Annotated in this window: 11 protein-coding genes; 4 read left to right on the top strand and 7 right to left on the bottom strand. The window is 63.6% G+C overall.

Annotation, left to right across the window (positions count from 1 at the left end; all coding sequences use genetic code 11):
- From larC to VEK15_31830, 3 genes are all read right to left on the bottom strand, one after another.
- On the bottom strand, window positions 1-964 hold a 964-nt coding region (gene larC, locus VEK15_31820), incomplete at its 3' end, for a nickel pincer cofactor biosynthesis protein LarC (protein HXV65327.1).
- 77 nt (window positions 965-1,041) lie between these two features.
- Window positions 1,042-1,710 carry a DNA repair protein RadC gene (radC, locus tag VEK15_31825; protein ID HXV65328.1) on the bottom strand — a complete coding sequence of 223 codons (669 nt, stop codon included), beginning with the start codon at window positions 1,708-1,710 and terminating at the stop codon, window positions 1,042-1,044.
- A 62-nt stretch (window positions 1,711-1,772) separates the two neighbouring features.
- On the bottom strand, window positions 1,773-3,020 hold the full coding sequence (locus VEK15_31830; protein HXV65329.1) for a glucose-1-phosphate adenylyltransferase: 1,248 nt from the start codon (window positions 3,018-3,020) through the stop codon (window positions 1,773-1,775).
- Between the two features lie 67 nt (window positions 3,021-3,087).
- Between VEK15_31830 and VEK15_31835 the strand changes: the two genes are divergently transcribed.
- Window positions 3,088-3,528: a hypothetical protein gene (locus tag VEK15_31835; GenBank protein ID HXV65330.1), complete on the top strand. Its 441-nt coding sequence runs from the start codon at window positions 3,088-3,090 to the stop codon at window positions 3,526-3,528.
- Between the two features lie 23 nt (window positions 3,529-3,551).
- On the opposite strand, the gene VEK15_31840 is transcribed toward VEK15_31835, so the two are convergent.
- Together VEK15_31840 and selB are read right to left on the bottom strand one after the other, a co-directional pair.
- A complete protein-coding gene (locus VEK15_31840) occupies window positions 3,552-4,046 on the bottom strand; it encodes a GreA/GreB family elongation factor (GenBank protein ID HXV65331.1) in 495 nt (164 codons plus the stop codon).
- Window positions 4,047-4,102: 56 nt separating this feature from the next.
- Window positions 4,103-6,010 carry a selenocysteine-specific translation elongation factor gene (selB, locus tag VEK15_31845; GenBank protein ID HXV65332.1) on the bottom strand — a complete coding sequence of 636 codons (1,908 nt, stop codon included), beginning with the start codon at window positions 6,008-6,010 and terminating at the stop codon, window positions 4,103-4,105.
- A gap of 60 nt (window positions 6,011-6,070) precedes the next feature.
- Between selB and VEK15_31850 the strand changes: the two genes are divergently transcribed.
- Together VEK15_31850 and VEK15_31855 are read left to right on the top strand one after the other, a co-directional pair.
- Window positions 6,071-6,943, top strand: coding sequence for a cyanophycinase (locus VEK15_31850; protein ID HXV65333.1), 873 nt, complete (start codon window positions 6,071-6,073; stop codon window positions 6,941-6,943).
- Window positions 6,944-6,949: 6 nt separating this feature from the next.
- Window positions 6,950-8,377: a CHAD domain-containing protein gene (locus VEK15_31855; protein ID HXV65334.1), complete on the top strand. Its 1,428-nt coding sequence runs from the start codon at window positions 6,950-6,952 to the stop codon at window positions 8,375-8,377.
- Here the strand turns inward: VEK15_31855 and VEK15_31860 are convergent.
- Entirely contained in the window at window positions 8,295-9,125 is an 831-nt protein-coding gene (locus VEK15_31860) for a symmetrical bis(5'-nucleosyl)-tetraphosphatase (GenBank protein HXV65335.1), read from the bottom strand. The two genes, VEK15_31855 and VEK15_31860, sit on opposite strands and share 83 nt — an antisense overlap.
- Window positions 9,126-9,138: 13 nt before the next feature.
- Between VEK15_31860 and ppx the strand changes: the two genes are divergently transcribed.
- Window positions 9,139-10,635, top strand: a complete 1,497-nt coding sequence (ppx, locus tag VEK15_31865; GenBank protein HXV65336.1) for an exopolyphosphatase — start codon at window positions 9,139-9,141, stop codon at window positions 10,633-10,635.
- Window positions 10,636-10,647: 12 nt separating this feature from the next.
- Here the strand turns inward: ppx and VEK15_31870 are convergent, their stop codons facing one another.
- Window positions 10,648-11,190 (bottom strand): hypothetical protein, encoded by a 543-nt coding sequence (locus VEK15_31870; protein HXV65337.1) that lies wholly within the window; start codon window positions 11,188-11,190, stop codon window positions 10,648-10,650.
- Between the last annotated feature and the right edge of the window lie 112 nt (window positions 11,191-11,302).

The raw sequence follows: 11,302 nt of genomic DNA on the forward strand, positions 1-11,302 counted from the left end.
GGGCTCGCACCCCGAGCGTCGTGCTCTCGGTGAACAACACCTCGCTCATGGCATCTCGCGAACCGGGAGCCGACAGGATGGTGACGTTCACCCCCGGCCGGCCCTTCTTCATCTGCACGGGCGTCAGGAAGACGTCGAGAGCACCGGCGGCCGAGAGCCTCTCGGCGAGATAGCCGGTCTGCACCGGGGTCATGTCGTCGACGGTCGCTTCGATCACGAGCGTGCGTTCGATGCGACCGGAACTGCCCTTGCCCAGCACCAGCCGCAGCGCATTGGCTCGTCCTCCCCGAGGGTCTTGGCGCCCCAGCCCGTAACCGGTTCGAAGGAGCGTCATCAGTGGAAGAGGCCCGAAAGAGTTGGCGAGCCCCGTCACCAGGAGCGCCCCCGTCGGCGTCGTGCGCTCGAACCCGTCTCCTTCGGAGAACACGGGCGCGCCCTCGAGCAGGAGCCCCGTTGCCGGCGCCGGCACGGTCATGCGTCCATGCTCGGTGTCCACGAACCCGCTTCCGACATTGACCGGAGACGCGGCCACGTGGTCGACGTCGAGCAAGGCCACCCCCAGAACGGCCCCGGCGATATCGACGAGCGTGTCGAGAGAGCCGAGCTCGTGCAAGTGGATCTTCTCGACGGGTTTGCCATGGACCTCTGCCTCGGCTTCGAACAATCGCCGGATGAGGGCGAGCGTACGCTCCTTGACACCGCTGTCGAGACGGCTTCGGCGAACGAGCCTCTCGAAGTCCGCCCAGTGACGATGACCTCGGTCTCCCGGTGTAGCGACACGGATGCGCGTGCCGCGAATGCCTCCACGGCGGGCGGTGGAGCGCACCAGCCGAAAATCGGAACCCAGTTTTCCGAGCTCCTTTTTGAGGGCATTCAAGGAAACGCCGAGATCGACGAGAGCACCCAGAATCATGTCACCGCTGGCGCCGGCGGCAGCATCGATGTAGAGAATGCGGTCGCTCATCGTCGTAAACGCTGCAGTGTCGCTTCAAAGCGGACGTTTCGCAAACGAGCCGGCCGGTCAGCGAGAGGACTGGTGAGTCAGATCTCTCCATGCTCTTTGAAGCTCCAGTAACGACCGGCGGCGACTACCACGTGATCGAGCAGCTCGATGCCGAGGATCTTGCCCGCCTGGCGGAGCCGGCGCGTGAGATCGTGATCCTCGCGCGAGGGTGCGGGATCTCCCGAAGGGTGATTGTGGAAAGCGATGATTGCTGCCGCCCGGGAAACGGCGGCCTCGCGAAAGACTTCCCTAGGGTGAACGAGCGAGCCATTGAGGCTTCCCGAAGAGACCATGTGGAGCCTTTTGAGGCCGTTGCGAGTGTCGAGGACGAGGATGCCGAACTCCTCGAGAGGCTTCGTCCCGAATCGGGGAATCAGGTAGCGGGCTGCCTCGCCGGGAAGGCGAAAACGAGGACGAGGCCAGGAGGGTGGGCTCGTCGCTCGCCTGCCGAGCTCCAGGGCGGCGACGATTCGCGCCGCCCGGGCATCCTTCAGTCCGCGGACTCCGACGAGATCGCACGGCTCGAGCCCTGCCAATCCATCGAGACCCCCCGCATGAGCCAAGACCTGGTTGGCGAGCTCCAGGGCGGAAGAGCTTCTCGTTCCCGAGCCGAGAACCAGAGCCAGAAGCTCGTTGGCTCCCAGGCTTGCCGGTCCGCTCTCGAGGAGCTTCTCGCGAGGTCGGTCCGGTCGGGCCAAGGCTTTCATGGTTCTCCTCAGGCAAGCTCCTCACCTCTATTAGACGAGAACCGAAACCGGAACCCACCCCGCTAGATATGCACCCCGTCGGGCAGGACCGCATCCTTGGGAATCACGACGATCCCGTCCCGGATGACATAGTTGCCGCCCGATTCGTCGGAATGTCCGTCCTTGGGAGTGATGTGCACTCCGCGTCCGATGCGGGCGTTCTTGTCCACGATCGCGCGCTCGATGACCGCCCCCTCCCCGACACCAATCGGAGGGATTCCTCGACCCAGGTCGGCCTCTATCTCGAACGGCAGCTGATAGTAGTCCGCCCCCATCAGGACCATGTCCGTCAACCGCGCACCGCGCTGCACTCGGGAGCGAATGCCCACGACCGAGTGGTCGATGTCGCATTGATTCAGTATCACGCCCTCGGTGACGAGCGAGCGCTTGATGCGGCAATCATCGATTTTGCTCCCCGGGAGAAACCTTGGATGGGTGTAGATCGGCGCCAGCGGCTCGTAGAAATTGAACTCGGGGAGGGGTTGGGTCAGCGCGAGATTGGCTTCGTAGAACGTGCGAATCGTCCCCACGTCCTCGAAATAGCCTCGGAACAAATAGCCGCAGAGCCGCTTTTTCCCCACGAGCGCGGGGAGGATGTCATGGCCGAAGTCGTTCGCGTCCGACTCGGACAAAGTCTCCTCGAGAACCGGGCAATCGAACACGTAGATGCCCATCGAGGCGAGGAACTCGTCGCCGGTGGCGAGATCCTCGAGGGCGTCGCCAGCCGGTTTTTCGACGAAGCGGGCCACCTCGAAGGTTTCGCGATCGAGCCGCAGAACGCCGTAGCGGTGGGTCTGATGTCGAGGCACGGGCGTCACCGCGACGGTGACCTCCGCTTTCACATTCTTGTGGTGCGCGAGGAGCTCGCGGAAGTTCATGCGGTAGAGCTGGTCGCCGCCCAGAACGAGAACCCTCTCCGCGCCCGGCCGGTTCATGATGTGCCGCAGGTTGCGTCGGACGGCGTCGGCGGTGCCCTGGTACCAATCCCGACGCTCGGGCGTCTGCTCCGCGGCCAAGATGTCGACGAAGCTCCTGCCGAAGGAGTCGAATCGGTAGGTCCGGCCGATGTGGTTGTTGAGCGAGGCGGAGTTGAATTGGGTGAGCACGAAGATTCGTCGGATTCCACCGTTGAGGCAGTTACTGATGGATACGTCGACGAGTCGATATTTCCCACCGAACGGCACGGCCGGTTTGGAGCGCTCCTGGGTCAGCGGCAACAAGCGCTTGCCTCTGCCGCCACCGAGGATAATACCGATCGTTCGGTCCGGCACGACGCCGCCATCCTACCATGCTCTTTGAATCCGAATGCGGCTGAGTTATGTTTGCCGCCGCCGAACCATGGAGACCATCAAGGAGTTGCTGTCGGGGCGGCCGCCGGTCATCGCTCGACTGAAGGACGGGCAGCTCGTTCCCGGCTATCTCGAGCGGGGACAACTCCTGACGCGGGGGATCCTGAAGATGTCCGACGCCCGGGGGGAGCCCGTCTCCGTGGATCTCCACAAGCTCAAGGGCGTCTTCTTCGTCCGTGATTTCACCGGAAACCGGGAATACCTGGAGGAAAAGTCGCTGCGGCACGATCCCGATCGGCCGGGGCTGCGAGTTCGGGTGCGCTTCGAAGACAACGAGTTCTTCGAGGGCGTCGCCGAGAACTCACTCGAGCTCCTCACGCTTCCGGGCTTCTTCTTCTGGCCCGCCGATGCAAAGTCGAACAACCGGTTGATTTACATCCTCAAGGCGGCCCTCATCGGCTTTCGGGTCTTGAGCGTACGCCATCCCTGAAGCGAAACCTTCGGGGGTCCAGATCAACAGTACTCGATGGCGAGCACCTCCAGCTCGGTATCGCCATCGGGGAGCTCGACGCGAACGACGTCTCCCACGCGTGCGGAATTGAGTGCCTTGGCGATGGGAGAAATCCAGCTGATCTTGCCCTGTTTGGGATCGCTCTCATCGACGCCGACGATTCGATAAGTCTTCTCGTTGCCATCCTCGTCGGCCACCGTGACCGTCGCCGCGAAACGAACGCTCTCCTGGTCCTGGGTCTTGGGATCGACGACCACCATGTTGGCGACGCGGTCCCGGAAGAACTGGATTCGCCGGTCGACGGCTTCGGGCTTTTCACCTTTCTCGACGAGGCGGGGACGCACTTCGTCTTCGAGGCGCTCGAGCTCGTTGCGAAGCGCCACCGCTCCTTCGGGCGTCACATAGTTCTTCGCACCCTCGGGAAGCAAATCCTTTGGCTCCGGCAGGATCTCGTCGAATGCACCGTTACCGGATTCCTTTGTGAACGCTTTGCTCATCGCGACCCCCGTGAATCGTCAGAGTGAACGCGCGGTCGTATTCTACCGCACCGGCCTCAGAGAATGACGCGCTCGTTTCCCGTCCGCTTGGTGACGCGTTCCCGATCGAGCCATTCGAGAAGGGGAATCGCGTGTTTTCTCGTGACGCCGAATAGCTCTTTGAAGGCCCCTACGTCGATGCGACCACGGGTCGCCTTGTAGGTTCGGACCTCCTCTTTGAGCCCGTGGAGGACGTCGTGGTGGAAGATCATGCCTTCGGCAATTTGAACCAACCTGCCGTCCTTGAGGAGGACGCGCTGTACCCGCTCGAGGAGCTTGACGTCCAGCTTGGAATCGGACGCGGTGTCGGCGAGGCTCTTCGGCCGATAGCCCGACGCCCGATACTCTTTCACCAGGACATCCATCGCCTTCGCTTCTTCAGGGCTCATTTGGATGGTGTGTCCCGCGGTGGCGACGAGGTCGCGGGCCGTACCGAGCCTCCCCTCCGAGACCGCTTTGGCGAGAACCCATTCGAACACGTCGGGGTCGAACCCGGCAGCGACCTTCTCCCGGAGCTCGCTCTTCGGCATGCCCTCGAGTAGAGGGTTCTTTTTCTGGAAGCGGGCGAGCTCGTCGTCGATGCGTTCTTCGAGGGAGGCGACGACCGAAGCGGAAACGAGAATACGCGGCGACCCGGAGACGACGAACGTATGGCTGTTGGAGGCGAGTCGGTCGACGAGGCTCCCGAGCGCCGACGGCTCGACGAACAGACGTCGCGCCAGCTCGTGCTCCGAGATCCCTGCGACTCCACTCTCTTCCACGATTCGCCCCGCCGCTTCCGAGGCATCCGATCCCGAGAACGAACGGAACCGATCGAGAACTTCGGACTTTCGCACCGAATGTTTGGGTGGATAAGCGTCGAGAACGCGGCCTCCGGCGATGGTCTCGAGCGGTGAGTACCTTCTGAGAATGAACCGGTCGCCCCGCGCCGCGACCACCGGAGCCTCGAGGCGCAGCTGAACCGCGCCGCTCGAACCGGGAGCGATGAGACCGCGGTTTCCGAGAACGCGGGCGCGGGCGAGCACCTGGGCCGTTCCCAGATGGAGATGCAGGCGAGTGAGGTCTTTGACCGGAACCGGGGACGAGCGAAGGACCTCCACTTCGGCGTCCAGCATCATCGTGGGCGTGAAGCTGTCCCTGCCTACCAGAGCCGAGCCGCGATGAATGTCCGACACTTCGACGCCCTGGAGGTTTACCGCGGTCCGTTGTCCGGCGGCAGCCGAGTCCCGCTTTTCACCGTGGACCTGCAGCCCTCGAATGCGGGCTCGGCGACCCTGGGGAAGGATCTCGACTTCGTCGTCCTGGGAGAGCACGCCGGAAGCGAGCGTTCCGGTAACGACCGTCCCGAAACCCTTCATCGAGAAGACCCGGTCGATCGGCAGCCGGGCGGGGCCGGCGGCCGGTCGGCCGGGGACCTCGGTGGCGATCGCCCAAATGGCCGCACGGAGCTCGTCGAGGCCCGCGCCGGTTTTCGAGGAGACGGGAACGATGGGAGCGTCCTCGAGAAAGCTGCCGGCCACGAGCTCCTTCGCCTCGAGCGCCGTGATCTCACGAAGCTCCTCGTCCACCAGATCGCTCTTCGTGACCGCTACCAGCCCGCGGGGGATGCGAAGAAGTCGGCAGATATCGAAGTGCTCGCGCGTCTGCGGCATGACGGACTCGTCCGCGGCCACCACGAGGACGACGAGGTCGATTCCCCCCACGCCCGCCAGCATGTTCTTGACGAACCGCTCGTGACCGGGAACGTCGACGAAGCCGAGCGCAAGATCGTCTTCGGTCTTTACGAAGGCGAAGCCGAGATCGATGGTGATACCCCGCTCTTTCTCCTCCTTGAGTCGATCGGGGTCGATCCCGGTCAGGGCGCGAACGAGCGCGCTCTTTCCATGATCGATATGCCCCGCCGTTCCCACGACGACGTGCTTCATCGAAGGCATCATACATCGGGCAAGACAGCGGCGCCGCGCTTGTGTTAGATAAAGGAGGTGATGCGAGTCATTCTTCGACGAAGCCTTTGGCTAGCTCTTTTGCCGCTGAGCTCCGTGGGGGCCCAGGAGATTGGACCCAAAAACGGAGCCCTCGTCATCGTGGGGGGCGCCATGGAGGACGAGGCCATTGCAAGGCGGTTCATCGATCTCGCCGGCGGTCCCGAGGCTCCCATCGTCATGATTCCAACCGCAGGCGAAGGTGAGGAGTACGACCAGTACGATTCCGGAGCTCGACGTTGGCGGGAGCTCGGCGTCGAGAACGTCACCGTTCTCCACACCCGTGACCGCAACGTAGCCAACTCCGACGACTTCGTCCGTCCCATCCGCGAGGCTCGCGGCGTCTGGTTTTCCGGCGGCCGACAGTGGCGCCTGGCCGACGCTTACCTCGATACCCGCACCGAGCTCGAGCTGCACGCCGTCCTCGAGCGCGGCGGGGTCATCGGTGGGTCGTCCGCGGGAGCAACCATTCAAGGCTCCTACCTCGTCAGGGGAGACACCAAGAACAACACCATCATGATGGGAGATCACGTCGAGGGCTTCGCGTTTCTGAAAAACGTCGCGATCGATCAGCACCTTCTCGTCCGGAACCGTCATTTCGATCTCATAGCCGTCATCGAGAAGTTTCCCGAGCTCCTGGGAATCGGCATCGACGAGGACACCGCGATCGTCGTCGAGGGCGACCGTTTCGAGGTGATTGGGCGGAGCCTGGTTGCGATCTACGACAGCCGAAAGACTCTGGCGGATGGAGGACGGTTCTACTTCCTGAGAAACGGCGACACCTACGACTTGAAAGAAAGGCAGGCCCGGCGACGGGCTTTCTCCGAGCAGCCGTTCGAGGCGGTGAAAGAAGAGCCCTGGCCCGAGCGTCGCTAGGGACCGATGCGACTCTCGAGAGAGCTCCTGGAGCGGTCCCCGGAAGAGACGTCACGGCGTTTGTGCTTCGGGCTCCTCGCCGAAGGCGCAGAGGCCCTCGATCGTCTCGACAAAGGCGACGACGAGGCGCTTCACGATTTCCGAGTGTCCCTGCGCCGGTTGAGAAGCGTCATCCGGGCGTACCGACCTTTCCTAAAAGGCTCGAACCCGAAGAAGATTCGCAAACGGCTAGGGGCGCTGGCCTCCTCCACGAACGTCGCCCGGGATGCCGAGGTGCAGATTGGGTGGCTCGAGAAGGCCGGCGCCGAGCTGGAACAGGACGGTTCACGGGCGGCGGCGCACCTGCGCAACGAGCTCGCCTCGAAAGAGGCGGCGACCCCGAGCCCCGAGCGGCTGAGGAAGGAGTTCGACGCCGCGCGCAAGTCCCTGGAGCGAACCTTTCGCCGCATGCGGCTGGACGAGGAGGGAGCTCATGCGAGCTTCCTATTCGCCACGGGACAGCTACTCGCCGAGCAGGGCTCGGCGTTGCAGAGAACGCTCGATTCGATCTCGTCTTCCGGTAACGTCGACGAGCTCCACAGTGCGCGCATCGAGGCCAAGCGACTGCGATATCTGCTCGAGCCTTTGCGGCACGAGGTTCGGGGCGCGAGGACCATCGTAAGGAAGATGAAGCAGCTCCAGGATTGCCTCGGGGACCTCCAGGACGCTCGGGTGCTGACGGAAACGATTGCCTCGGCGTTGGAAAGGGCCGCGGTCGAGAGAGCTCGCCATTTGCGCGAGAAGGCGCTTGGCCGTGCATCGGCCGACGAGTCGACGCCAGCGACGGAGTCCGGTCTTCATGTGCTTCTGGATGCCCAGCAGAAGCGTCGCAACGACCGATTCGCCGAGCTGTCCCATCACTGGCTCGGGAAAGCGGGGAGCTCCTTCTTCGAGGAAGTTTTCGGGCTGGCGTCCCGGCTCACGGGACCGTCGATGCGGAAACGGTTCCTTCTCTCGTCCGTTCCCGAATCACTTGCCCGACGAACCCCGATCACGATCCGTCAGGGCTTCTTGCCTGGAAGGAAAATATCCGAGCACGTCAGGTCGGAACTGCGGGGGCGGCGTACGCGCTTCTTTCGGGTCGTCGATGTCGCGGGTCAGAGTATCGAGGAGTCGATCTCGCGAGAGAGATTCGACGCTTTCTGGCCACTCACCGACGGGAATCGACTCGAGCGCTCGCGGTACGATATCGACGGTGATGGCAGTGGGTCGGGCCATGTCGACGTCGTCGCCGAAGGCGAGACGGTCCTCGCCGAATGCGAGTCCGTCCCCGAATGGCTCCAGCCGTTCGTCGTTCGCGAGGTAACGCGCATCAAGAGCTTCGAGCCCGAGGCCCTCGCGCGAGCTCGCTCGGCTCCTGAAACACACGACGATCCGAAAGACGCAACGCAGTAAGCGACCCTCCCCATACGCAGCCGGTGTCGATGCAGATGACCTGTCGACCGAGGTGAAGCCCGAGGCCGGTCCAGTGTCCGAAGACGACCGTGACCTCGTCGGAGAAAGAGAAACGCTCGAACCAGGCGACGCCTCCCTCGGGAGCCTCGGCAGGCGAGCGCTTGAAACGAAGGTTCATCTCGCCGTCGGACGATACCGTGCGGATGCGAGTCAGCGCGGCCACGATCGCTCGGAGTCTTGCCCCACCCTGGAGCGATGGGCTCCAGCCCACGCGGCTTCCGTCACCGTAGATGGCTTCGAGCAGCTCACGACGACTCCGGGACTGGAGCGCCTGCTCGGCTTCCAACGCGAGCTCTTCCGCCTCGGCGAGGCTCCACGAAGGGTGCAACCCGGCATGCACCAGGACGTAACCGCCCTCGCGGTGGAGGAGAGGCCTCCGGGCGAGCCACTCGATCAGGACTCCCCCGTCGGGAGCTTCCAGGATGCCATCGAGCGTATCCTTCGGCCGCGGTCGTCGAACTCCCTCGGCCCTGGCAACGAGGTGGAGATCGTGGTTTCCGAGAACGGCGACGTGTGATGGTCCGAGGCTTTTGGCCCAGCGCAGGACTTCCAGTGATTGGGGTCCTCGGTTCACCAGATCGCCCGCAAGCCACAACCGATCGCGGCTTGGATCGAAGTCGATGCGCTTCAGAAGCCTCTGAAGCGTGATAAAACATCCTTGGATGTCACCGATGGCGTAAGTAGCCATGGAGCCATCTTACATGGAAGATCGGAATCACTCGGATACGTTTGCCGCGGTCGATCTCGGTTCGAACAGCTTTCACATGAAGATCGCGCGACTGATCGAGGACGAGGTCCACGAGGTGGACCGCTTGCGCGAGCGCGTGCGGCTCGCCGGCGGTCTCACCGACGACAAGACGTTGAGCGAAGACGCCCTCGCCCGGGCGTTCACCGCCCTGGAGAAGTTCGGGGAGCGATTGCGGGACGTACCGCCCAAACAGGTGCGCGCGGTCGGCACGAACACCCTTCGTCAGGTCAAGGACCCGAGAAAGGTCCTCAACCGGGCCTCGAAAGCTCTCGGGCACCCGATCGAGATCATCTCGGGACAAGAAGAGGCACGTCTCATCTTTCTCGGCGTGTCCCACTCCCTTCCCTTCGCGGACGAGCGCCGTCTCGTCGTCGACATCGGCGGGGGATCGACCGAATGCATCATCGGTGAGGGTTTCGAGTCCAGCCGCGTCGCCAGCCTCTTCATGGGGTGTGTTTCCTTCACGACTCGGTACTTCCCCGACGGCGTCATCACCCAACAGAACATGAAGCGCGCCCAGACCGCGGCCCAGGTGGAGCTCGAGACGATCGTGGACCGATTCAAGAACCTTGGCTGGGATCGGGCCTACGGTTCATCGGGCACGATTCACGCGGTCGCGGCCGTGATTCGGGAGAGCGGCTGGGGACAACACATCACTCGAAAAGGCGTCAAGAAGCTCGCCAAGGCGCTCGTGGACGCGGGACGCATCTCGCGGCTTGCCCTTCCCGGTCTGAGCGCCGACCGAGCCGCGGTGTTTCCCGGCGGGGTCGCGATCCTCCGAAGCGTGGTCGAAAGCCTCGAGGTCGAGCCGATGGAGCCAGCGAGCGGGGCGCTACGCGAGGGGGTGCTCTACGACTTGATTGGGCGCATCCGCCATGAGGACACACGCGAGAGGACCATTCAACGGCTCGTGGAGCAGTACCGCATCGATACCGCCCAGGCCGACCGGGTCGAGCGGACCGCGCTCGCGCTCTGGAAGCAGCTCGCGGCACCTTGGGGCGTTTCCGAGCACGAGGACCGGCTTCAGCTGATCTGGGCCGCCCGGCTGCACGAGATCGGCATCACGATTTCTTACACCCATTACCAGCGACACGGCGCCTACATCGTGTCGAACGCGGAGCTCGCCGGCTTCTCCCGTGACGACCAGCAACTATTGGCCGCTCTGATCGAGGTTCACCGGAGAAAGCTCACGAGCGTCCCATTCGACAAGCTGACCCAGTTGGACGTTCAGAAGGCGATGCGGCTCGCCATCATTCTGCGAATCGCCGTGCTGCTCAATCGCGGCCGGAGCCCGAGGCCGCTCCCTCCCATCGCCGCGGCGACGGCGAAGACCCATCTTTCACTTGCCTTCCCCGACGACTGGCTCGAGGAGCACCCGCTCACGCGAGCCGACCTGGAAGCCGAAGCACGGGTGCTGAAAAAGGTCGGCTTCGAGCTGGCGTTTTCTTGAGCGGAATCTCGATCAGTCGGTCACATAGGAGAAGAGCTTGTATCGGCCACGCCACTCCATGACCGAACCGAAAAGGTCGAGCCAGTCCTCGGTTCCGTCCGCTAGACGAACCTGGACGCGGGCGTCACGGTGGACCTTGAAAGAATCGTAATCGGTCGTATCGCCGGCGAAGCGAATGGCGAGGAAGGTGAGCTCTTTCCCCTTGTAGCGTGAGTATGTCCGCGCGATCGAGGCGCGGCTCTTCTGATCGAGCTCGCCCCAGGCGTACTCGAAGGGAATTCCTCGTTCTGGCTTGGAAGACGGGAGCCTTGGCCAGACGAAGAGGCGGAACTCATCCTTGCTGAGCGGCAACTCCTTCAAAGCATCCGCGTCACCACGCACCAAACCATCGACGACCGCCCGGCCGAGCTCCTCGGGCGTCTCGAAGGCGTGGGAAAGGCTCGGCTCGCCGCTCCTCATCTCGACGTCGCTCGCCGCGGTCCGCTGGCAAGCGAACGCGGCGAGCGCTAATAGCGAGCCGAGCCCAACCCGGACAAACACGAGAGCCTTCGTCACGAGTTAGTTACGCTCGAAGTTCGTCCAGCCGCTGACCCAGTTGCCCAGGTAGGGCGCCGATGGATCCGGGTCCCTCGCCTGGCCCATGGCGCCGATGAAGCGCGCGGGCTCG

The sequence above is a fragment of the Vicinamibacteria bacterium genome (assembly GCA_035620555.1).
GTDB lineage: Bacteria > Acidobacteriota > Vicinamibacteria > Marinacidobacterales > SMYC01 > DASPGQ01.